The sequence below is a fragment of the Streptomyces sp. NPDC030814 genome (assembly GCF_055572155.1).
The window spans coordinates 153,616-176,795 of record NZ_JBVIDX010000014.1; the positions used below are offsets into that span (position 1 = coordinate 153,616).

At 73.0% G+C, this 23,180-nt stretch carries 17 protein-coding genes; 4 read left to right on the plus strand and 13 right to left on the minus strand.

Annotated elements, in window-relative coordinates; genetic code table 11:
• The first annotated feature begins 48 nt into the window (after nt 1-48).
• Nucleotides 49-969, plus strand: coding sequence for an ABC transporter substrate-binding protein (locus ACZ43N_RS27365; protein ID WP_468101224.1), 921 nt, complete (start codon nt 49-51; stop codon nt 967-969).
• 40 nt (nt 970-1,009) lie between these two features.
• Here the strand turns inward: ACZ43N_RS27365 and ACZ43N_RS27370 are convergent, their stop codons facing one another.
• Nucleotides 1,010-2,842: a protein kinase domain-containing protein gene (locus ACZ43N_RS27370; protein WP_468101157.1), complete on the minus strand. Its 1,833-nt coding sequence runs from the start codon at nt 2,840-2,842 to the stop codon at nt 1,010-1,012.
• 102 nt (nt 2,843-2,944) lie between these two features.
• On the opposite strand from ACZ43N_RS27370, the gene ACZ43N_RS27375 reads away from it, so the two are divergent.
• The 3 genes from ACZ43N_RS27375 (at nt 2,945) to ACZ43N_RS27385 (ending at nt 8,824) form a co-directional block, all read left to right on the plus strand.
• Complete coding sequence (locus ACZ43N_RS27375; protein ID WP_468101159.1) at nt 2,945-3,103, plus strand: hypothetical protein; 159 nt, start codon at nt 2,945-2,947, stop codon at nt 3,101-3,103.
• 416 nt (nt 3,104-3,519) lie between these two features.
• Nucleotides 3,520-4,896, plus strand: coding sequence for an SMI1/KNR4 family protein (locus ACZ43N_RS27380; RefSeq protein WP_468101160.1), 1,377 nt, complete (start codon nt 3,520-3,522; stop codon nt 4,894-4,896).
• Between the two features lie 553 nt (nt 4,897-5,449).
• Nucleotides 5,450-8,824: a pyruvate carboxylase gene (locus ACZ43N_RS27385; RefSeq protein ID WP_468101161.1), complete on the plus strand. Its 3,375-nt coding sequence runs from the start codon at nt 5,450-5,452 to the stop codon at nt 8,822-8,824.
• Between the two features lie 122 nt (nt 8,825-8,946).
• Here the strand turns inward: ACZ43N_RS27385 and ACZ43N_RS27390 are convergent, their stop codons facing one another.
• From ACZ43N_RS27390 to ACZ43N_RS27445, 12 genes are all read right to left on the minus strand, one after another.
• Nucleotides 8,947-10,539 carry an ABC transporter ATP-binding protein gene (locus ACZ43N_RS27390; RefSeq protein WP_468101162.1) on the minus strand — a complete coding sequence of 531 codons (1,593 nt, stop codon included), beginning with the start codon at nt 10,537-10,539 and terminating at the stop codon, nt 8,947-8,949.
• The gene (locus ACZ43N_RS27395) at nt 10,536-11,426 is read right to left on the minus strand and encodes an ABC transporter permease (protein ID WP_468101163.1); all 891 of its coding nucleotides are present in this window, start codon (nt 11,424-11,426) and stop codon (nt 10,536-10,538) included. The genes ACZ43N_RS27390 and ACZ43N_RS27395 overlap by 4 nt, the downstream gene beginning before the upstream one ends.
• A complete protein-coding gene (locus ACZ43N_RS27400) occupies nt 11,423-12,382 on the minus strand; it encodes an ABC transporter permease (protein WP_468101165.1) in 960 nt (319 codons plus the stop codon). The genes ACZ43N_RS27395 and ACZ43N_RS27400 overlap by 4 nt, the downstream gene beginning before the upstream one ends.
• Complete coding sequence (locus ACZ43N_RS27405) at nt 12,379-13,968, minus strand: ABC transporter substrate-binding protein (protein WP_468101167.1); 1,590 nt, start codon at nt 13,966-13,968, stop codon at nt 12,379-12,381. Before ACZ43N_RS27405 ends, ACZ43N_RS27400 begins: the two co-directional genes overlap by 4 nt.
• A 94-nt stretch (nt 13,969-14,062) precedes the next feature.
• Nucleotides 14,063-14,890: a class I SAM-dependent DNA methyltransferase gene (locus ACZ43N_RS27410; RefSeq protein WP_468101168.1), complete on the minus strand. Its 828-nt coding sequence runs from the start codon at nt 14,888-14,890 to the stop codon at nt 14,063-14,065.
• Complete coding sequence (locus ACZ43N_RS27415) at nt 14,887-16,149, minus strand: MFS transporter (protein ID WP_468101170.1); 1,263 nt, start codon at nt 16,147-16,149, stop codon at nt 14,887-14,889. Before ACZ43N_RS27415 ends, ACZ43N_RS27410 begins: the two co-directional genes overlap by 4 nt.
• The gene (locus ACZ43N_RS27420; protein ID WP_468101171.1) at nt 16,133-17,197 is read right to left on the minus strand and encodes a dipeptide epimerase; all 1,065 of its coding nucleotides are present in this window, start codon (nt 17,195-17,197) and stop codon (nt 16,133-16,135) included. Before ACZ43N_RS27420 ends, ACZ43N_RS27415 begins: the two co-directional genes overlap by 17 nt.
• Nucleotides 17,194-18,354 carry a PLP-dependent cysteine synthase family protein gene (locus ACZ43N_RS27425; RefSeq protein ID WP_468101173.1) on the minus strand — a complete coding sequence of 387 codons (1,161 nt, stop codon included), beginning with the start codon at nt 18,352-18,354 and terminating at the stop codon, nt 17,194-17,196. Before ACZ43N_RS27425 ends, ACZ43N_RS27420 begins: the two co-directional genes overlap by 4 nt.
• Nucleotides 18,351-19,199, minus strand: a complete 849-nt coding sequence (locus tag ACZ43N_RS27430; protein ID WP_468101175.1) for a Rossmann-like domain-containing protein — start codon at nt 19,197-19,199, stop codon at nt 18,351-18,353. Before ACZ43N_RS27430 ends, ACZ43N_RS27425 begins: the two co-directional genes overlap by 4 nt.
• Complete coding sequence (locus tag ACZ43N_RS27435) at nt 19,196-20,452, minus strand: ATP-grasp domain-containing protein (RefSeq protein ID WP_468101176.1); 1,257 nt, start codon at nt 20,450-20,452, stop codon at nt 19,196-19,198. Before ACZ43N_RS27435 ends, ACZ43N_RS27430 begins: the two co-directional genes overlap by 4 nt.
• Before the next feature lie 191 nt (nt 20,453-20,643).
• The gene (locus ACZ43N_RS27440) at nt 20,644-21,921 is read right to left on the minus strand and encodes a vWA domain-containing protein (RefSeq protein ID WP_468101177.1); all 1,278 of its coding nucleotides are present in this window, start codon (nt 21,919-21,921) and stop codon (nt 20,644-20,646) included.
• Nucleotides 21,918-23,180, minus strand: a complete 1,263-nt coding sequence (locus ACZ43N_RS27445; RefSeq protein WP_468101179.1) for an AAA family ATPase — start codon at nt 23,178-23,180, stop codon at nt 21,918-21,920. Before ACZ43N_RS27445 ends, ACZ43N_RS27440 begins: the two co-directional genes overlap by 4 nt.

Consider the following 23,180-nt stretch of genomic DNA (forward strand, 5'->3'; position numbering starts at 1 on the left):
TTCTGCGCGCCCTTCGGGGCCATGAGAAGGGAAACACCCATGCGAGGCATGTACCGGGGCATCGCCCTCGGCCTGATCACCACCCTGTCACTCACCGCCTGCGGCGGCGGAGGCGACGGCGACGACAATCCGCTCACAGGGGACAGCGGTGGCGGCGGCTCGTCACTGGTCGTCGGCTCGGCCAACTTCCCCGAGAACCAGCTGCTCGCCGAGATCTACGCGCAGGCCCTGGAGGACAAGGGTCTCGAAGTGACCCGCAAGTTCGACATCGGGGCCCGCGAGGTCTACTACGACCAGGTCGTCAAGGGCGGTATCGACGTTTTCCCGGAGTACAACGGCGCCCTGCTGTCGGTGGCGGTCGACAAGAACAGCACCGCGACCGGCACCGAGGAGATCAACGCCGAACTGAAGGCGAAGCTCCCCAAGTCGGTGGAGATACTCGACTCCGCTGCGGCCGAGGACAAGGACTCGGTCACGGTGACCGCCGAGACGGCGAGGAAGTACGACCTGAGGACTCTCGCCGACCTCAAGCCCGTGGCGGGCGACCTGACCCTCGGGGCGGGTTCGGAGTTCAAGACCCGCACCCAGGGCGGGGTCGGTCTGAAGAAGGTCTACGGCGTGGAGTTCGGCAAGTTCCAGCCACTCGACGCTGGCGCCCAGACCACCCTGGTGAAGCTGCTCAAGGACGACAAGGTGCAGGCCGCCAACCTTTACACCACGGACCCCGCCATCGTCGAGGACAAGCTGGTCGTCCTGGAGGACCCGAAGAACCTCTTCTCCTCGCAGAACGTCACGCCCCTCGTCCACAAGGAGGCGGTCGACGACAAGGCCCGGGAGGCGCTCAACGCGGTCTCCGCGAAGCTCACCACCGAGGACCTGCTGGAGATGATGAAGAAGCTCGTCAACGACAAGGAGGACGCGAGCGCCGTCGCCGAGGAGTGGCTGACGAAGGCCGGCCTCACGAGCTGACGCCCGGCACCCCCGCACCCCGCGTGGGGGTGCGGGACCGTCACTCGGGGCTGCGCAACGCGGACCAGGTGTCATGGGCGACGACACCGTCCGCGTTCAGTCCCACGTCGCTCTGGAAGGCCTGGACGGCGGCCTCCGTCCCGCTGTCGAACTCGCCGTCCACGCCCACGCCGTATCCGCGCTCACTCAGCATGCACTGCACCTGGAGCACGCGTCTGCCGCTGTTGCCCAGGCGGGTGCGCCCGTTGCCCGAGTAGTAGGTGCAGTCCGACAGCCACGACGGTGTGCCGGAGTCGTCCTGCGGGTCGCTCGGAGTCGGTTCGGGCTCGGCCGGGATGTCGGGTTCGTCGCCGGGGGCGGAAGGGCCGGAGCCGACGGGCCGGTCGTCGTCGGCGGACACGGAGGCGCCGGGACGGGCCGAGGAACCGTCGACGGCGGCGCTGTCGCCCTTGCCGGACACCTCCGAGAGCGACGAGCCGCCGTCCGGGGCGGGTGCGCCCTTCGAGGTGCCGGGCGTCGACGGGGAGGCGGCCTTGCCGGGCGCGCTCTTCCCGGTCGACCAGGTGCCCGCCTCCGGTGAGGCGGTGCCGGAGGCGTCGTCCGGGCGGGTGAGGACGAAGACGCCCGCGGCGACCGCGCAGAGCGCGATGCCCGCACCGCCGACCGCCAGCACCCTTTTCCGCCTCATCCGGGTGCGGGCGGCCGCATCTAACGCCGCCTGTCCCTGGGCAGGGGCGGCAGGAGCCTTCTCCGGCGGTTCCGCGGAGTCGGGCGCGGCGGGCCGGGACGCCTCCTCGGCGGGCGCCGGTGCCTGCTCCGCCGGGGCGTGGGCGGCCGGGAAGACGGGGGCCTGCACGAGAGGCAACCGGCACAGCGCGTCGTACGCCTGCTGCCGGACGAGCACCATGCCGCCCAGCGGCTCCGGCCAGTCGAACGTGCCGGACGGCCCGGTGCGGGGGCCCGCCGCGCGGACCAGGTCCTGCGGCGTGGGCCGGCGCCCCGGCTCCTTGGCGAGGCAGGACCACAGCAGCGTGGCGAGCGCCTCGTCGGACCCCGCGAGCTCCCCGATCACCTTCGCGTTGGGCTCCTCGAAGGCGACCCGGTGCATCACGTCGACCCCGGTGCCGTCGCCGAACGGGGCGGTGCCCGTCGCCGCGTAGACCAGCGTGCAGGCCAGGGAGAACACGTCCGAGGCCGTGCCGCACTCACCGGTGCGCAGATACTCCGGCGACATGTACGCCGGAGTGCCCACCCGGTTGCCCGTCCCGGTGATCGCGCTCGCGTCGGCCGCCTTCGCGATGCCGAAGTCGATGACATACGCGCGCCGGGCGGACACCAGGACGTTGGAGGGCTTCAGGTCCCGGTGCACGATCCCCGCGTCCGAGAGGTCGGCGAGCGCCTGCCCGAGCTCCGCCACGAGCCGCCAGACGGCGGCCGTCCGCAGCGGGCCCTCCTCGTTCACGGCGTCCGCCAGATCGAGGCCCGGCAGGTACTCGGTGGCCATCCACAGCAGTTCGTCCTCGAACCCCGTCCCGCACAGCTTCGGCATGTGCGCGGTGCGGACCCGGCCGTGCACGGCCGCCTCGCGCTCGAACCGGCGCCGGAACCTTACGTCCTCCGCGTACTCCGGTCTGATCACCTTGACGGCGACGAGCTCGGGCCCGCCGTCCGCGGGGCGCCCCAGATAGACCCGGCCCATGCCGCCGCTGCCGAGCAGCCCCAGCGACACATACGGACCGATACGGCCCGGGTCGCCGGGGCGCAGGGGCAGGGCACCCGTTTTCCGCAGCACCGGAGCCTCGTCTGCCGTTGAGCGCGGTGGCACCGGCCGCTGGTCTGACACAACACCCCCGAGGTCACTTTCCGCATGCATCAGTTCGCTTTCGGAAGTTGAGGCTAGCTCAGCCGGGCGTCATGTACGCGGTTTCTGTCACTTCCGTATCACCGTCGTGCCGGAACCGACCGGTCACCGTCCATGAAGCGGCCGGCCGCGCACGGCGGTCGCCTCGCCGTCCCTGCCGAGGGCGGCGGCGCAGTGGGCGAGTGCCTCGAACGCCGCGTACGGGACTGGGCGCTGCTGCGCCACGAATACGCCACGGCGCCCCGGCGCAGAACTCCGGCACCTGCCAGCTGAAGCGCGGGCCGCGCCCGGCATGCGTCCCGAGGGCCTGCGGCAGCAGGTCGGCGAGCATCCCCGTCGGCGCCGGCGGCTTCCCCGGGACCGCGGCCCCGGCACCCCAGCCGGTCGCGGCGCCGGCCCCGGGCCCGGACAGGACGACGGAGGCGGCCACGGTGCCGCCGAGCTGGAGCAGTCTTCGCCGGGGAGATCCCGCGCCATGGAGCACCTCGGGGAGAGTCGGAGCAAGTCGATGAAAGGTTTCAATGCGATGCCTGGAGGTTGGGGTTCGGCGTCGAACCCGGTCAATGGTCGGAGCGGGGCGGATGCATGGCGGAGATGAAACGATGCAATGCCCAGGCCGGAGGCCGCGTCGGCGCCGTCACCACGCGATAATCGCCTCGCCCCGCTCGCCGGAACCACCGGAGGTCCGCTTGTCCCCGCTGCACGACTTCGCCACGTGGGAACCGCTGTTGAGGGTGCTGCGGGCCGACAACGAGCGGGCGGGGGCCGGCCACCAGGTGGCCGGACAGATCAGCCGGGGAGCCTGGAGCGTGCCCCTGAAGCGGCGCACGCCGAAGCCGGGCCGGGCCTCCCAGGTCGAGGACATGCAGGCCGAGTTCGACGCGGTGCGGCGCGTCCAGGACGCGCTCACCGACACCGGCGTCGACGGCGTCTCCTTCACCGCGAGGATCGCGCCCACTGGTGAGGCCGTGCTCCGTCTGCTCGGGCCCAGCCCCGCCGTGGAGTCCGGCGTCGGCAGCCCGCACCCCGGCTCGCTGCTCCTGGTCGAGGGCGCCCTCCCGGAGCCCTGGCGTCGCCGGCCCGAGCCGGTGCCGGGCGCGGCGCCGGCTCCGACCGTGGACCTGGAGTCGCTGGAGCGCGCGCTCCGCGAGCGGATGCCCGAAGCCGTCGGTGCCACGGACGAGGAGATGGCCGCCGCCGAGGAACGCCTCGGTGTCGCCCTGCCCGACGAACTCAAGGTGCTGTACCGGGTGACGCGGGCCCGCTGGCAGGACCACGGGGACGACTACGCGGCGGCGGAACGCGAGTACGACGCGGTCGGCTGCGAGCTGTTCTCGCTGGACGACCTGTACGTGGCCGACGTCGCCTCCCGGCCCTCCCTGTGGCGGTTCGCCGCGAAGGAGGCGGTCATCACCCCGCCCGACGCCGAAGTCCAGGGAGTGGTCGGCTCGCCCGGCTGGATCGCCTTCGGCGACAACGGAGGCGGCGACCGCCTCGCGGTCGATCTGACCCCCGGACCGGGCGGACACGTCGGGCAGATCATCATCCTGAGCCATGAGGAGAACATCGGCGCCGGCCTGGTCGCCGACTCCCTCACCGACCTGGTGCTGCGCGGGCCCCGGCAGAACCGCCGTCGTCGTGCCGAGGACGAGCCGCCCGTGGTGGCCCACGTCAACTTCCGGAGCCTGCCGGGCATCGGGGCCGCCGCCCACCCAGGACTGGAAGTCCTCAGCATCGGCGTCTGGGAGGACGAGCCGCTCAGCCTCGCCCCGGTCATCGGACTGCCCCGCCTGCGCACCCTCGCCGCCTACCCGGGCACGCTCGCCGACCCGCTGGAGATCAGCCGGCTGACCGGGCTGGAGTACCTCCAACTCTGCCCCGAGGACTGGCGCGTCCTCCTCGACGCCGACGCGGTCCCGCGCACCCTCCTCGCCGCCTCCGTCGAGGCCCGCCACGACGCCGACCCGCTGCCCGTCGTGGATCTGGCCAACGAGATCCTCGCCCTCTGGAACCGCCCGCCCATCATCCGTACCCGTGTGGAGGGGGACCTCGGCCCGGTGGGCTGACACTCTTCTCCGTGGGCCCGCGCCCGTCTGCCCGTAGCGGACAGGGCTCCTCGTCGCACGAGGCGGCGGCGGGCGGACCGTTCGTCCCGGTGTTTCCGGTCACGGCACGTGAGTCCGGCGCATCCTCGGGCGGACGTGCCGGCCGGGACGGGCGCGGGGGAGTGCGGCGGCGGCCCCTGCCGAAGGCCTTCGCCGGCTTCGGCGGAGTGCCCACTGGGTCGTCGGCATCCTCCCGCCGACTGCCCGAGTGGGACAAGGGGCTGCGTGTCATTCCGCTGTGTGGCCGCGGCGGTCTCGGAGGACGGCCAGAAGACGGGGAGCCAGTTCGCCCCACCGGGGTGACGGTAGCCGCGCACGGCATACGGGACCGGCCACCCGACCGGCCTCCAGTGGCACTGTGGGACAGGGATCGGGCGAGTCCCCTGCAGGGGTTTCGCTCCGTTCATCCGTATCAGTCCGAAAAACACTGGCACTCAGTGACACGCCTCTCATGGCATGTGGGCTACATTGCCGCGACCATGGTGTTCCTCATCGCAGGCCGAAGGGATCAGGGATGCTCCGCAAGGTACTGGTCGCCAACCGTGGCGAGATCGCGATCCGCGCATTCCGTGCCGGATACGAAGTGGGCGCGCGGACGGTCGCCGTCTTCCCCCACGAGGACCGCAACTCGCTGCACCGACTCAAGGCCGACGAGGCCTACGAGATCGGTGAGCCGGGCCATCCCGTGCGGGCGTATCTCTCCGTCGACGAGGTCATGCGCGCGGCCCGCCAGGCCGGCGCCGACGCCGTCTACCCGGGGTACGGCTTCCTGTCCGAGAACCCCGAACTGGCGCGGGCGTGCGAGGAGGCGGGCATCACGTTCGTCGGACCGAGCGCCCACATCCTGGAGCTGACGGGCAACAAGGCGCGTGCCGTCGCCGCCGCGCGCGCGGCCGGCGTACCGGTGCTGGGGTCCTCCGAGCCCTCCACCGACGTGGACGAACTGGTGCGGGCGGCCGACGAGATCGGCTTCCCGGTGTTCGTGAAGGCGGTCGCCGGTGGTGGCGGCCGCGGTATGCGCCGCGTCGAGGACCCCGCGGCGCTGCGCGAGGCCATCGAGGCGGCGTCCCGCGAGGCCGCGTCCGCGTTCGGCGACCCCACCGTCTTCCTGGAGAAGGCCGTCGTCGAGCCCCGCCACATCGAGGTGCAGATCCTCGCCGACGGCCAGGGCAACGTCATCCACCTGTTCGAGCGCGACTGTTCGGTGCAGCGCCGCCACCAGAAGGTCATCGAACTGGCGCCCGCCCCGAACCTCGACCCGGAGCTGCGGGAACGGATCTGCGCCGACGCCGTACGGTTCGCCCGGGAGATCGGCTACCGCAACGCGGGCACCGTCGAGTTCCTCCTCGACCGCGACGGCAACCACGTCTTCATCGAGATGAACCCCCGCATCCAGGTCGAGCACACGGTGACCGAGGAGGTCACCGACGTCGACCTCGTGCAGTCGCAGCTGCGCATCGCCGCCGGGGCGACCCTCGCCGACCTCGGGCTCTCCCAGGAGACGGTCACCCTGCGCGGCGCCGCCCTCCAGTGCCGTATCACCACCGAGGACCCCGCGAACGGTTTCCGCCCGGACACCGGCCGGATCAGCGCCTACCGCTCGCCCGGCGGTTCCGGCATCCGCCTCGACGGCGGTACGACCCACGCCGGTACGGAGATCAGCGCGCACTTCGACTCGATGCTGGTCAAGCTCACCTGCCGGGGCCGGGACTTCACCACCGCGGTCAACCGGGCCCGGCGCGCCGTCGCCGAGTTCCGCATCCGGGGCGTCGCCACGAACATCCCGTTCCTCCAGGCCGTCCTCGACGACCCGGACTTCCAGGCGGGCCGGGTCACCACGTCGTTCATCGAACAGCGCCCGCATCTGCTCACCTCACGCCACTCCGCCGACCGGGGCACCAAGCTCCTCACCTATCTGGCCGACGTGACGGTCAACAAGCCGCACGGCGAGCGGCCCGCGCTCATCGACCCCTCCGGCAAGATCCCGCCCACACCCGCCACGGAACCGCCCGCCGGCTCGAAGCAGAAGCTCGTCGAGCTGGGTCCGGAAGGTTTCGCCCGCTGGCTGCGCCAGTCGCCGACCATCGGCGTCACGGACACGACGTTCCGCGACGCCCACCAGTCGCTGCTCGCCACCCGCGTCCGCACCAAGGACATGCTCGCGGTCGCCCCCGCGGTGGCGCGGACGCTGCCGCAGCTGCTCTCCCTGGAGTGCTGGGGCGGCGCCACCTACGACGTCGCCCTGCGGTTCCTCGCCGAGGACCCGTGGGAGCGGCTGGCCGCCTTCCGCGAGGCCGTGCCGAACATCTGTCTCCAGATGCTGCTGCGCGGCCGCAACACCGTGGGCTACACCCCGTACCCGACGGAGGTGACCGACGCCTTCGTGGAGGAGGCCGCGCGGACCGGCATCGACATCTTCCGCATCTTCGACGCGCTCAACGACGTGAGCCAGATGCGGCCCGCCATCGACGCGGTACGGGCCACCGGTACGGCCGTCGCCGAGGTCGCCCTCTGCTACACCTCCGACCTGTCCGACCCGGCGGAGAAGCTCTACACCCTCGACTACTACCTCCGCCTCGCCGAGCAGATCGTCGCGGCCGGCGCCCATGTCCTGGCCGTCAAGGACATGGCGGGCCTGCTGCGCGCCCCGGCCGCCACCAAGCTGGTGTCCGCGCTGCGCCGCGAGTTCGACCTGCCGGTGCACATCCACACCCACGACACGGCGGGCGGTCAGCTCGCCACCTACCTCGCCGCGGTCCAGGCCGGCGCCGACGCCGTCGACGGAGCCGTGGCTTCCATGGCCGGGACGACCTCCCAGCCCTCCCTGTCGGCGATCGTCGCCGCCACCGACCACTCCGACCGGCCAACAGGACTCGACCTCAGGGCCGTCGGCGACCTGGAGCCCTACTGGGAGAGCGTCCGCAAGATCTACGCCCCGTTCGAGGCGGGCCTCGCCTCGCCGACCGGTCGCGTCTACGACCACGAGATCCCCGGCGGCCAGCTCTCCAACCTGCGCACCCAGGCCGTGGCCCTCGGCCTCGGCGACCGGTTCGAGGACATCGAGGCGATGTACACCGCCGCCGACCGCATCCTCGGCCACCTCGTGAAGGTCACCCCCTCGTCGAAGGTGGTCGGCGACCTCGCCCTGCACCTGGTCGGCGCCGGAGTGGCACCGGCGGACTTCGAGGCCACCCCCGACCGGTTCGACATCCCCGACTCCGTCATCGGTTTCCTGCGCGGTGAACTCGGCACCCCGCCCGGCGGGTGGCCCGAGCCGTTCCGCACCAAGGCCCTCCAGGGCCGCGGTGAGGCCAAGCCCGTGCAGGAGCTGGCCGCCGACGACCGCGAGGGCCTGGAGAAGGACCGGCGCGCCACACTCAACCGGCTGCTGTTCCCCGGCCCGACCCGAGAGTTCGAGACCCACCGGCAGACGTACGGCGACACCAGCGTCCTCGACAGCAAGGACTTCTTCTACGGGCTCGGCCCCGGCAAGGAGTACGCCGTCGACCTGGAACCCGGAGTGCGGCTCCTGATCGGTCTGGAGGCCGTGGGCGAGGCCGACGAGCGCGGAATGCGCACCGTGATGGCCACCCTCAACGGCCAGCTGCGGCCCATCCAGGTCCGTGATGTCGCCGCCTCCTCCGACATCCCCGTCACGGAGAAGGCCGACCGTTCCGACCCCGGCCATGTCGCCGCCCCGTTCGCCGGAGTGGTGACCCTCGCGGTCGCCGAGGGCGACGAGGTGGAGTCCGGCGCCACCGTCGCCACCATCGAAGCCATGAAGATGGAGGCCGCGATCACCGCCCCGAAGGCCGGCCGGGTGTCCCGGCTCGCCATCAACCGGATCCAGCAGGTGGAGGGCGGAGACCTCCTCGTCGAGATCCGCTGAACCGGAATCGCGGGCCCCGCCTCGCGGGTCCTCACCATGGCGGCCCGGTCCGACGCGTCCGAACCCTGACGCGTGTGCCGGGCCGCTGGGGGAGGACTTCGGCACCGACGGCGACGCCACCGTCAGGAGCCCGTGCCGGCCACGGGGCGGGTGGCGGTGGCCATGAGAGAGATGGTGAACGGGTGCCGGGGCGCTGTCAGGACGCGGTGGGCGGGACCCTGTTCGACGAGTTCCCCGGCGTCCAGGACGGCGATGCGGTGGGCGACGGACGCCGTGTCCAGGTCGTGGGTGATCAGGACCAGGGAGAGAGCGTCGCCGCCGTCGAGCAGTCCGGTGAGGACGTCGAGGAGGCTCCGCCGGGTGACGGTGTCGAGTCCGGAGGTGATCTCGTCGCAGACGAGGACGCGAGGGCGGACGAGGAGGGCGCGGGCCAGGGCGGCGCGCTGGAGTTCACCGCCGGACAGCCGGGCCGGGCGGCGGAGCACCAGCTCCGCCGAAAGACCGAGGCGCGCCAGCGTCCCGAACGCCTCGGCCTCCGCCGTGCCGGCGTCGACGCCACGCAGCCGCACCGCCGTACGGGCGATCTGGCGCAGGACCGGACGGTGCTCGTCGAAGGAGGCCCGGGCGTCCTGGAAAACGTACTGCACGGCCGCCAGTTGCTCCCGTCGCCGGTCCCGGATGCTGCGCGGCAGGGGAGCGCCGTCGAGGAGGACCTCGCCGTCGTGATCTCGGTGCAGCCCCGCCAGACAGCGGGCGAGAGTGGTCTTGCCGCTGCCCGAGCGGCCCACCACGGCCAGGCACTGCCCGGCGCGCAGGTCCAGTTCGGGCGCCCGTACGACCACGGTCGCGCCGCGTAGTGAGCCGTCCCGGTGGCGGGCGGTGAGGTTCCGTACGCGCAGCACGGGTGCCGCCGTTTCCTCCCGGCCGCCGGACTCCGCCTCGGGGAACGAGGGCTGCGGCCGCAGGAGCGCACGGGTCCACTCGTGCCGGGGCGCGAGCCACAGCCGCCGCGCCGGACCCGACTCCACGACCCGGCCGTCCCGCATGACGTGGATCTCGTCGGCGAGCGCGCGCATGACGTCGAGGTCATGGCTGAGCAGGACGACGGCGAACCCGCGGGCCGTGACCGCCGTCAGCTGGTCGACGACACGGCTCTTGGTCAGGGCGTCCTGGCCTGTCGTGGGCTCGTCGGCCACGATGACCCGGGCCCCGAGCAGCAGGGCCTGCGCCAGGACGACCCGCTGCTGCTGACCGCCGGAGAGCTGATGCGGATGGCGGCGCAACAGCGCCTGTGCGTCCGTCAGTTGAGCGTCGGTGAGAGCTCGCAGAACCCGCTCGCGGGCTGCCCTGCGGCGTTCGCCCCGCGGCAGGTGCCGCACCCGGGCGCGGGCGATGTCGGTCAGGAGCGCCGAGACCCGGCGGGCGGGGTTGAGGACGGCCGCCGGATGCTGCGGCACGTACCCCACCGGGCCGTCGGCCGCCACGCGGACGCGACCCGTGACCCGCGCACCCGCCGGGAACTCGCCGAGCAGGGCCAGCCCGGTGGTGGTCTTGCCGCTGCCCGAGGCACCCACCAGCGCGGTGACCCGGCCGGGCAGCACCCGCAGGCACACCCCGTCGACGATCGCCCGTCCGCCGACCTCGACCCGCAGGTCCTCGATCTCGGCCAGGGGTTCCCCGGCGGTCCGGCCGCCCCCGTCGTCGTACCGCTTCACGGCCGTCGTTCCTTCCGTGCCCGTCGCCCACCGGGTGTCTTCGGTGCGGGCTTCTCCAGTGCGGCGTCGAAGAGCAGGTTGGTGCCCGTGGTGAGCGCGACGATCAGCAGCGCGGGCACGACCACCGCCCACGGCTGCACGAACAGGCCCGTACGGTTCCGGTCGACCATCACCGCCCAGTCCGCGGCGTCGGGCTCCACCCCCACGCCGAGGAACGCGGCCGTGGCGACCAGGTACAGCACCCCGGTCAGGCGGGTCCCGGCGTCGGCGCCCAGGGTGCGCAGGATGCCGCGGCCGACACAACCGAAGGCGGTCCGCCACCAGCTTTCGCCCTGGAGCCGCAGCGCCTCGACCACCGGCCGGGCGGCGGCCTCGGTGGCAGCGGCGTGTACGAGACGGGCCGCGTCCGGCACATTGACCAGCGCCACCAGCAGGGCGAGCCCCACGGCTCCCGGCGTGAACACCGAGGCGACCAGCAGGATCAGCAGCAGCGACGGTACGGCGATCAGCACGTCCAAGGGCCGCATCAGCAGTTCCTCCAGCCACCGCCGATGGGTGAGCGCGGCGGCCAGACCGACCGGCAGAGCGACGAGGTAGGCCAGTGTGCCCGCGCCGAGCGCGGTCAGCACCACGGGTCGCCCGCCGTGCAGCACCTGCCGCCACACGTCCCGGCCCACGAAGTCCGTACCGAGCCAGTGCCCCTCGGCGAGCGTGAACGACACCGTTCGCGGGCCCGGTTCACCCGCGAACACCGGGCCCAGCAGGGCGAGAAGGAGAGGGACGGCGATGATCGCGACACCGAGCGCGAAGCGGCCCGTACGCCGCCCGGCACCCGCACGGGCCGTGCGCGGACCGACATCGGCGGTGGCGGGGGAGGCGGTGGTCACGCGGCCACCCCCGCGCGCGGAGCCAGCCGTCGCGCGACCACGTCGGCGCCCAGATTGAGGACGACCGTCAGCACGCCGAACACGACGGCGAGGCCCTGCACCACGGGCACATCGCGTTCGGCGACGGCGTTGAGGAGGACGGTGCCCAGCCCGGGGATCACGAAGAGGGCCTCCACGACGACAACGCCGCACAGCAGCCAGTCGATGGTGCGGGCCAGTTGCTGGGCGGCGGGAGCGAGCGCGTTCGGCAGCGCATGGGCGTAGCGGACCCGGGCGCTCGTGACGCCGTACCGTCGGGCATGGGTCACATACGGGGAGGCGAGGGCGTCGACCATGCCGGCGCGCACCAGCCGGACCATGGAGCACACCGGCCGGGACAGCAGCACGAGCACGGGCAGCACGAGCGCGGCCGGGTGGGCGACCAGATCGGTGCCGTAGCCGACGGCGGTCGGCGGCAGCCAGCCGAGGCGCAGCGCGAACACCGTCACCAGCAGCACCCCGAGGGCGAACTCGGGCACCGCGTACACGGCGAGCGTCAGCCCGCTGACGACACGGTCGACGAGTCCGCCCTCGTGCCGCGCGGCCAGCACGCCGAGGCCGAAGCCGATCGGCACGAGCAGGACCACGGTGAGCGCGGCCAGCAGCAGGGTGGGGCCGAAGCCGTCGGCGATGTACTGGCTCACCGGGCGTCCGGAGGCCAGGGAGGTGCCGAAATCACCGCGCGGCAGTCCGGCCGCCCAGTCCACCAGTCGTTCCGGCACAGGCCGGTCGAGGCGCATGGCCTCCCGGATGGCGGCGATGCGCTCCGGGTCGGGCTGGTCCCCGGCCAGGGCTACCGCCGCGTCGCCCGGCAGCGCCTCGGTGAGCGCGAAGACCAGCAGCACCACGGCCACGGTCTGCGCGGCGCCGAGGAGCAGTCGCCGGGCGACGAAGGAGCGCAGACCGCTTCCGCTCACGCGAGCCACACCTTGTCGAAGCGCGCCCAGTCGAGCGTGTTGGCGGGGGCCTTGGTCTCCACTCCCTTCACGTTCCTGGCCGTGCCGAGGATCCAGTCGGCGAACCCCCAGATGAGGAAGCCGCCCTCCGCGTACAGGCGGCGCTGCATCCGCTCGTAGACGGCGGACCGCTCGGCCTTGTCCCGGGTGGACTGCGCCTGCCGGTACAGCGCGTCGAAGTCCTTGTGCCGCCACTTGGTGGCGTTGGTGGTGGACCCGGTCAGCAGTCGCTGCGAGATGTGCGCCTCGATGGGCATCGCTCCGGAGCGGTAGCAGGCGAGGGTGCCGGAATCGAGGATGTCGCTCCAGTACGAGTCCTTGCTGCCCATCTTCACCTCGACGGTGACGCCCGCCTTCGCGGCCTGGTCGCGGAAGATGCCGGCTGCCTCGGTGAACCCGGCGGCGACGGCCGAGGTGTCCAGCCGTACCTTCAGCTTCTCGGCGCCGGCCTTCCTCAGCAGGGACTTGGCCCGGTCCAGGTCCTGCTCGCGCTGCGGGAGGTCGGCCGCGTAGTACTCGTAGCCCTTGCCGAACAGGTCGTTGCCGACCACGCCGGCCCCCGACAGGGCGCCGTCGACGAGTTCCTTCCGGTCGGCGATCAGGAAGAACGCCTCGCGGACCCGCTTGTCGTCGAAGGGCGCCCGGTCGGTCTTCATGCAGAACCCCTGCATGGCGCTGCCCTGGAGCCGGACGATCTCGATCTGCCCCTTGCCCTCGTGGGCGCGCGCGGTGGTGGGGTTCAGCTCGTGGGCGTACTCGACCTGGCCTGCGAGGAGCGCGTTGACACGGGCGGACTCCTCGTTGGCGACGACGAACTCCAGCTCGTCGAGGTGCGGGGCGCCCTCCCAGTAGTCGTCGTGGCGGCGGAAGACGGCCGAACGGCCGGGGGTGAACGACACGAAGCGGAAGGGCCCCGAGCCGATGGGCTTCCTGTCGAAGGCGTCGGCCTTCTCACCCGCGTTCTCGGGGACGATGTACGCTCCGAACGCGGCCAGCACGTTGGGGAACTCCGCGGTCGGCCGCTTGAGCACGAACTCGATGCCCCGCTCCCCGGTGGCCCGGCTCGCGTCGAGGTCGATGGGCTCCAGTGACGCCTTGGCGCGGTACGCCTTCTTCGGGTCGGCGATGCGGCGGTAGCTGTAGAGCACGTCCCTCGCCGTCACGGGCCTGCCGTCGTGGAAGATGGCCTTGCGCAGGGTGACCTGCCAGCGGTCCAGGGTCTTGTTGGCCTCCCACTTGGCGGCGAGCCGGGGCTGCGCGGACAGGTCGGCGCCGTAGTCGGCGAGCTTGTCGAACAGCGCCTTGGCCCGGGCGACGTCCGCGAACAGATTGGCCAGGTGCGGGTCCAGGGTCTCGCCGGCGCCGCCGCCGGCGAACGCGGCGCGCAGCCGTCCGCCGCGCTGGGGTGCACCGCCGCCGCTGTCTCCCGCCTCGGAGCCGGTGCCGCCCCCGCCGCACGCCGTCAGGGCGAGCGCGCCGAGCGTGGCGGCTCCGGTGGCGGCGAGGAAACCGCGGCGGCGCAGGCCGGGGAAACGTTCGTCGTGCATGCAGGTTCCTTGGGGTGTGGTGGTGGATGAGAGGGCGGTGGGGGGAGACGCGCGACGAGGGGCAGCGAAGGGAGGTGCGTCGCGCGGGTGAACTTCAGAGGCGAGCGGTGAGTCGTGCGACGAGGTGCAGCCGGTCCGCGTCCGTGGTGCTGCCGGGCAACTGCCCTTCCCGCCAGGGTGGTTCGGTGCGCGGGCCCGGCCCGTCGTGCAGTTCGAGCACCTCCAAGCCGTGCGCGGCCAGGACGTGGCGCAGTTCCAGCGGGAACAACAGCCGCCAGGCGGAGCGCTGTTCGAGGGGCGGTGTGCCGTCGTCCGAGGTCCAGAGGCGGGTACGGCGCAGGAGTTGGGCGGTGCGGTCCACGGTCAGGGTGGTGGTGGACCGGTAGGCGGTTCCCCGCCAGGTGAAGCCGTCGACGGTCGGGGTGTCGAGCAGATCGGTGCGGCCCAGGAAATAGGCGCCGTTGCGCATCTCCGCGACCAGCAGCCCGCCGGGGGTGAGCGCGTGGCGGCAGGAGCCGAAAAATCCGTCGAGCTGGTCGCCGGTGTGGCAGTACAGCAGGGAGCTGTCCAGGCACACGACGGCGTCGAAGGCGGCCCGGCCCAGGTCGAAGCCGTGCAGATCGGCCCGTACGTACGCGGGTCCGGGGTGGTGGACGCGGGCGTGGGCCAGCATCGCCTCGGAGAGGTCGGCGCCGGTCACCGTACGGCCGGCGTCGTGCAGACGCGCGGCGTCGCGGCCCGTGCCGCAGCCCATGTCCAGCACCCGCGGCCCCGCCCCGTGGCGACGCAGACAGTCCTCCGCCCAGCGCCCGGCGAGTCGCTCGGGGTCGGGGTAGCGGGCCTCGTACAACTCGGGGTTGTCGGTGAGGAGATTGCGGGTCGCCGCACTCTCGGCAGCCCGCCGCTCCCGTCGTGCCGTCATGCGCTGCTCCTTTCGCCGGCCGGGGCGGGGGAGACGGGCACCGGTGGCGAGGGCAGCGCGCCCAGCCGGTGCAGCCAGACGACCCCGCTCGCGGAGACCAGCCCGAACACGGCGCAGCACACCCAGGGCAGCCAGGCTTGACCGGCACGCTCACCGGCGTCCATGGCCCATCCGACGACGGCGTTGCCGACGGCCGCGGCCACACCGGAGACGACGTAGAAGATCCCGAAGTAGGTACCGGTCAGCTCCGGGCGCCCGAAGCGGGGGATCAGCTCCATCACGAACGGGGAGGCCACCATGATCCCGAGGTACAGCAGCAGCGCCCCGAGCAGCACCGGCACGGCGTCGAGCCACCCAGCGGCCCCGGCCCGCGCCGCCAGCGCGGGCGGCAGGAACGCCAGCCCCATCATGCCGAGCCCGACGGCGATCCAACGTCCGCGGCTGCCAAGCGACTTGAGGGCCGTGGTGATCCGCAACTGGAACCCGAGGTTGGCGAGGGTGCCGACGAGGAAGACGAGACCGGCCGCGCCGTCCCAGCCGGTGGCCTCCCGTGCCCCGGCGGGCAGCAGCAGATACAGCTGGTTCTCCAGGGTGAACATGCCGACCATGGCGAGCGCGAAGGCCAGGAAGGCCCCGTTGCCGAGGACCTCACGCCAGTCCCCGAGGACACCGCTGCCGCTCGCCTCGACCTTCCGCGCGGGCAGCACGAGGGCCTGCGCCACGGTGAGCACCGCGAAGATCCCGGCGGCGGTCAGCGCGGAGGTACGGAAGTCCACCAGCAGCAGCACGCCGCCCAGCAGGGGCCCGAGCAGCGCGCCCGTCGTCGCAAACACGTTGAACAGGGCGAACGCCTCCGCCTTGCGCTCCCCGGCCTCCTGCGTGAGATAGGCCCGCACGGCCGGGTTGAACAGCGCCCCGGCGAGGCCGCTCAGCACCGACGCGGCCAGCAGTACCGGCAGTCCGTCGCCGAGCGCGAACAGCCCGAACCCGAGAGTCCGCAGCGCGCACCCGGCGATGATGACGCCCCGCGCACCGAGCCGGTCGGAGGCGGAGCCGCCGATGACGAACAGCCCCTGCTGGCTGAGGTTCCGCACGCCGAGGACGACACCGACGAGGGCCGCCGACATACCCAGGTTCTCGGTGAGATGGGTCGCCAGATAGGGGATCAGGAGATAGAAGCCGGTGTTGACGCCGAGCTGGTTGACCAGCAGGAGGCGGACGGCGATCGGGAAGCGGCGCATCTCATGCCACGTACGCACCACCCACCTCCTCCCTGGGCCGAACTCCCAGCCCCGGCAGCTCACTTGCCCTGACGAACCCGTCGTGGCCGCCGATGCCGGTCCACGGGTCGTGGGCGAGCAGCAGGTGCCCGTCGAGGTCGGCCCAGCGGGCCCGGTCGGCGAGATGGACGGCCGGTGCGAGACCGAGGCTGCTGGCGGTGAGACAGCCGAGCATGAGGTCGGTGCCGCTGCCATCGACCGCCGCGGCGATTCCCAGGGCGCGGTGGACGCCACCGCACTTGGCCAGCTTGACGTTGACCCCGTGGACGCGCCCGGCGAGCCGCCGCACGTCCTCGGTGCTCACGGCGTCCTCGTCGGCGATCACCGGCAGCGGTGAGCGCTCGGCGAGGGCGGCCAGCGCCTCCGGGTCACCCGGCACGAGGGGCTGCTCGACGGCCTCCACGCCCAGTTCCGCGAAGCGCGGCAGCAGGGCCATCGCCCGGGCCGCCGTCCACGCGCCGTTGGGGTCCAGGAGCAGCCGCACGCCGGGCGCCGCGTCACGGACGGCGCGTACCCGTGCGAGGTCGTCCTCCGGGTCGGGTGCCCCGGCCTTGATCTTCACGGTCCCGAAGCCGCTCGCGGCGAGCCGGCGGGCCTCGACGGCGGCACGGTCCGGCGCGGTGATCCCGATGGTCCGGGCGGTGGCCGCGACCGGGGCGGACGGTGCGCCCAGCAACCGGTGCACGGGGCTGCCGGCCCGCTTCCCGACGAGGTCGAGCAGCGCGGCGTCCACGGCGGCGGTGACGGCCGGCGGAGTGTCGGCGCCCGTCAGTTCACCGGCCACCAGGGCCCCAAGTGCGCTCTCCGGATCGGGGAGGCGCGCCAGGTCGGCGGCGACCACCGTGAACAGCCGGCCGAGGGTGTCGGCGTCGAGGCCGTAGTACACGCTGGTGACGGCCTCGCCGTGGCCGTGCAGCCCGTCGTGCTCGACGGTCAGCCACACCGCCTCGCGGGCGGCCATGGTGGAGCGGGAGATGCGCAACGGCTCGGCGAGGTCGAGACGTACGCCGCGCTGGGTGACCTTCACAGGCTCTCTTCCGGAACGGACGCAACGGCGGGGCCCTCGGCCGGGTCGGCGAGGTCCGCGGAGGCGTAGGCGGTGGGCGTCGGGACGATGGGCACCCCCAGGGGGTCGCTGACCCGGCGGCACCGGACCCAGCCGACGGCCTCGGCCGCGCCCGGGTACGGGATCTCGACGGGCCGCACGGCCGCCGTGACCAGGTCGATGCCGTGCGCGGCGGCGAAGTCGTCGTCGTAGACACTGCCGAGGTAGCGGTGCGGCCCGTCGGGGAAGACGGTGGCGACGACGGCGCCCGGATGGACGCGGGCCGCCCAGGCGGCGACGAGCGCGACCGCCCCGGTGCTCCAGCCGCCGCTGACGAAGCTGCCGCCGGCGAGTCGCCGGCAGCTGTCCACCGCCTCCGCCGGGCCGACCCAGTGCACCTCGTCGAACGCCTCGTAGGCGACGTTGCGCGGATGGATGCTGCTGCCCAGACCGCGCATCAACCGCGGCCGGGCCGGCTGGCCGAAGATGGTGGATCCGATGGAGTCGACGCCGATCAGCCGCAGCGCGGGCCAGTGCCGCCGCAGCGGACCGATGATGCCCGCACTGTGCCCGCCGGTGCCGACACTGCACACCAGGATGTCCAGGTGGTCCAGCTGCACGGCCAGTTCGGCCGCGAGTGAGGCGTAACCTGCGGTGTTGTCGGGGTTGTTGTACTGGTCGGGCCAGTAGGCGCCGGGCAGGACGGCGAGCAGCTCCCGCAGCCGGGCGAGGCGCGCCGCCTGCCAGCCGCCGCGCGGCGCCGGGCGGTCCACCAGCTCCAGCCGTACCCCGTGGGAGCGCAGCAACTGCCGCATCGACGGCTCCAGTTCGCTGTCGCCGACCAGCACCACCGGATGCCCGAGCGCCTGACCGGCGAAGGCCAGGCCGATGCCCAGCGTGCCGGAGGTGGACTCCACCACCGGGGCGCCGGGGCGCAGTTCACCGCGCTCGCGGGCCCCCAGCAGCATGGACACGGCGGCCCGCGCCTTCATGCCGCCCGCCGAGAGCCCTTCGAGCTTGGCCCAGAAGCCGGGCTGCCGGCCCGGTAGATCGGCGGTGATCCACGCCAACGGCGTACGCCCGACGAGGGACAGCAGTTCCGGCCGGGCGACGGGACACAGGACGGTCGACGAGGTCACCGGCCACCTCCCGGGCCCGGACACTCCAGGCGGTAGCGGTGCAGGACACCGGGGCCCGCGTCCAGCCAGAAGAAGGGGTACGGCTCCGCGCACACCGCGCTCACCCCGTGCCCGAGGAAGCGGGGCAGCACCGCGCTGCCGGTCTGTGCGAACATCACCAACTGCTTGCCCTGCCGCAGCGCGTGGCGCCGCAGCGGCTCGAACGTGTCGTTGCCGAGCGTCATACCGGAGACGAGCAGCGCGTCACAGCGGTCGGCCGCGCCGAGCGCGTCGGTGACGACCTCCTCGCCCCACTCGGTCACCCCGCCCTTGAGGTCACACGGCACATGGCGGAGCCCACGCGAACGCAGCGCCTCCAGCAGGGAGTTGACGACCCCGACCACGAGGACCGCCGACCCCGCCGGCAGATCGAGCAGTTCGACGACGGCGTGGGCCCGTGCCCGGGACTTCTCCAGCGACGTGCCGGCCGGAAGGGGGAAGGGACGCGACCCGTTCTCAGGGGTGTGCGGGGTGACGTGCATCAGGTAGGCGTCGAGCGCCGCCACCCGCACCGGCGGCAGGGGATGGTCCAGCAGCCGGGCCACGTCGGCGCCCACACAGTCGTCGATCGCCGTGTCGGGCAGAGCGCCCGGCTCGACCGCGCAGGAGCCGACGGCACCGGCGAGGCGCAGGCTGAGCACCTCGTTGCGGTAGCCGGTGGCGCGCCCGTCGTGCCGCACGGCCTGCCGGGTCGTGAAGGCCACCGCAATCCGCAGCGTTCTCGGGTCCGGGCCGAGCTCTCCGGCCCTGACCCCCTCCAGCAACTCCACGTACGTGGCCGCGCGGGCCACGGTGGAGGCGGTCACCGGATCACCAGGCCGGCGTTCAACTCGCCGAGCAGGGCCTCCACCTGCTCGCGCGCACCCTGCCTGTGCGGATCGCCCACCATGACGTGCCCGAGGTACTCGTTGTTGCTGCCCGCCGACCTGACCTGCCGGCCCGGCTCGGCGAGCTGCGCCTCCAGCACACCTTCGGCGCCCTTCAACGGGGCGTCGTCCAGGGCCTCCAGCTTGCCCGACCTCTCGGGCACGAGGAAACCGACGGCGGCGCTGCGCAGCCCCGTCTCGCGGCGCCGCAGGTCGGGTGCACGGCCGAGGGCGACCTCGACGGCTGCCGCGGCGAGGTCGATCCCGGTGACATGCCGGATCAGCTCGGTGATGCGGTTCCCGGCGGGCCGGGGGTTGACCTCGACGACGCGGGGTCCGGCCGGGGTCAGCTTGATCTCGGTGTGCGCCACGACGCCGTCGGTCAGCCCGAGCGCCTTGAGCGCGCCGAGCGCCGTGTGTACGGCGGCGTCCGTGTCGGCCGATGTCAGGGCAGCGGGGAACATGTGCCCGGTCTCGATGAACGCCGGCGCGCCGCCGACGCTCTTGTCGGTCACCCCCACGACGTGCACCGATCCCGCGTGCGACACGGTCTCGACGCTCACCTCGGGACCGGTCAGCAGTTCTTCGAGGAGCACGGCGGGCACCCGCCGCTGCCCGCGCGCGTTCAGCGGGAAATCGGCCAACGCCCGCACGGTGGATGCCAGTTCGCTCTCGTTGTCGACTCGGCGCACATACATCCCCGCACACAGGTCGACCGGCTTCGCCACCAGCGGATAGCCGATCTCCCGTGCCGCCCGCGTGAGATCGGCCCACTCCTCGTGCACGGCGAAGCGCGGTCCCGGCACTCCCGCCTCGGTGAGGACGCGGCGGGTGGCGTCCTTGCGGCAGGCGTTCTCGACCGCCTCCGGTCCGGGGCCGGGCAGCCCGAGACGCGCGGCGATCCGGGCGACGGTCGGGAGGTAGTAGTCGCAGGAGGACATGACGCCGTCGAAGTCGAACACCGCGTGCAGCCGCTCGACCTCGGGCAGCAGGGTGTCGATGTCGTTGGTGTCGGCCGTGATCACGTTGCGCGCGCCGAGCAGGGGGTGTGCGGTGCCCTCCGGGACCGAGCGCAGGTAGTGGTGCAGGTCGCGGGTGAGGAACGTGAACTCGTGTCCGCCCTCCCGAACGGCCCGTGGCAGGAGTCTGCTCATCGATCCGACCCAGCTCTCGACCACCAACAGATGAGCCACGGCTCCCCTTTTCGTGCGGTGTGGTTCAGGCGTCAGGGCAGCCCGGCGTCACCTCGACAGAGAGGTGCCCGGGTTGACATGCTCACCTTATCGACAATCATTTTCATTGTCATCAGGTTGGTTGCCGGGCTCCTGTGGGGGCGTTGGCCGTGGCGGGCACCGCCGCGGCCGGCTCCGTCGTCGGACGCCCCCTAGCCGATCTCGACCACCCGCGCCCAGTCCGGCGGCGAGTCCGGCACGTAGTCGGGGTCGTCCTCGTCCCAGGAATGGCCCGCGCCGTGCCGGGGGAACAGCCCGACCACAGTCCGGCACGAGGGCCGACTCGACGGCCACGGGGTCTGCCCGTCCGTGAGGACGACCACGACGTCGGGGCGGGGCCGCGTCCGCAGCGCCCGGTCGAAGCCGCTCCGCAGATCCGTGCCCCCGCCGCCCACCAGGGGGATGCCCTCCGCCCGGCACAGCGGATGGGCGATCCGGGCCGCCGCGTCACAGGGCACCACGGCGACCAGGTCACGTCTCCCACCCACGGCGCGGGAGATCGCGGCCACCTCCAGCAGCGCGCTGCCCAGTTCGGCGTCGCTGACCGACCCGGACGTATCGATGATCACGGAGACCCGGGGCGGGGTCCGCCGCAGACTCGGCAGCACCGCCCCCGGCACCCCGGCCGACCGCCGGGAGGGCCGGCCATACGTGTAGTCGTCGCCCCCGCCCGCACCGGCGGCCGCCGCCCGGACCGCCGAGCCCAGCAACTCCCGCCATGGCTGCGGCGGATGGAACGCGTCCTCCGCCCACCGCCGCCATCCCTCCGGGGCGCTCCCCGGGCGCCCCTTGATGCCCTGGGCCACCCGGAACCGGACCGCGTCCTTCTCCTGCTCGCTCAGGCCGTGCGCCCCGTCCGGCCCGAGGTCCCACTCCCGCTCCAGCCCGTCGGCGCCGCTGCCGCAGTCCAACCACGCCAGATCGTTCATCATCGGCCCGAGCCGGAACAGCCGCAGGTACTCCTCCATGAGCAGCCCCTCGCGCAGCCGCAGTGTCGCCGGCTCGACGGCGCCCTCCGGCTTGACCAGCCCGTCGCCGAAGGCGTCGTCGTTGATCTCGCAGTCCGCGGCGATGTTCATACGAAGCCGCTCCCCGGGGCCGGTCAGCCCCAGTTCCCTGGCGACCCGGTCGCTGCGCCCGTGATGGTCGCGGAGCAGATGCGACACCTCGTGCACCCAGACGCCCGCCAGCTCCTCCACCGGCGTACGGTCCACGAACCCCGGGGAGACATAGCACCGCCAGTGCCGGTCGACGGCCATGGTGGGCACCTGCCGGGACACGACGGGATGCAGCGCGAACAGCGCCGTCGCCAGATAGGGCCGGGCCCGGGCCGCCTGGAGCCGGGCGGTGAAGAGCTTGTCGCGGTCCAGCGCCGCTTCGAGGCGCCTCCTTGTCGCGTCGGGGCGCGTCCTCGTCGCGTCGGCGCTCATCGGCCGGCCTTGGTCGCCGCCGCGGCCCGGCCCGCCGCCTCGTCCGCCCGCCGGGACAGCGACACCACGCCGGCGAGCTGTTCGATCGCCGCGGGTACGTCCCAGTCCGCCCGGCGCAGCGAGGCGAGCGTCGTCGCGGGGACGACCACCAGATCCGGGGCGCCCGTCTCCAGCGCCCGGACCAGCAGTGCCCACGCGGCGTCCCAGCGGGGCTTCTCCGGGCGCGCCCGCACGGCCGCCACGACCCCGTCGAGCACCGCCTGACGCAGATCCCCCCGGTCCGGCAGCACCGCACCCGCCGGGTCCGCCAGCAACTCCTCGGGATCCGGCAGGTCCATCCGGTCCAGACTCGCCAGCAGCTCCAGTCCCGGACCATCGCCCACCGTGCCCCTGACCAGCAGGGACAGCACATCGCGGGAGACCCCGGAGGCGGTCGCGAAAGCGATGAGCCGCAGGGTCATCTCCCAGCTCCGCGGCGACGGCCAGGGGCCGCCCCGTCGGCTCTCACTGTTCGGCAGCTGATGCACCAGTTTGGGGCGGGCGGCCAGCAGCCCGCACACCGCCCGGCGGGCATGGTCCACGGCGTCCCGCAGCCGCTCGGGGGCGAGCCGGGGCAGGGTGGCGCGGGGCCAGGTCCCGCCCAGACCCCGGACGACGACCTCGTGGTCGTGGGTCCACTGGAGGTGCACGAACCGGTTGGCGAGCGGCGGGCTCAGCTCCCAGCCGTCGGCCGCCGAGGACCGCGGGTTGGCGGCGGCCACGATCCGCACCTCGGGCGGCAGCTGGAGCGCGCCGATCCGCCGCTCCAGCACCAGCCGCAGCAGCGCGGCCTGCACGGCGGGCGGCGCGGTCGACAACTCGTCCAGGAACAGCAGACCCCGGCCGGCCCGCACCAGACGCACCGCCCAGTCCGGCGGCGCCATCGGCACACCCTGCTCGGCGGGGTCGTCGCCCACGATGGGCAGGCCCGAGAAGTCGGACGGCTCGTGCACGCTGGCGATCACCGTGGTCAACGGCAGGTCCAGCGCCGAGGCCAGCTGGGTCAGCGCCGCGGTCTTGCCGATCCCCGGCTCACCCCACAGCAGTACCGGCAGATCGGCGGCGACGGCCAGCGTCAGCGCCTCCAGCTGGGTGTCGGGCCGGGGCTCGGTGGTCGTGTCGCGCAACAGGGTCAGCAGGGCGTCGGCGACGTCGAGCTGGGAGGCGAAGGACACCTCCAGAGAGGAGGAAACAGGGCCAAAAGGTGCGTAAGTCGTCAT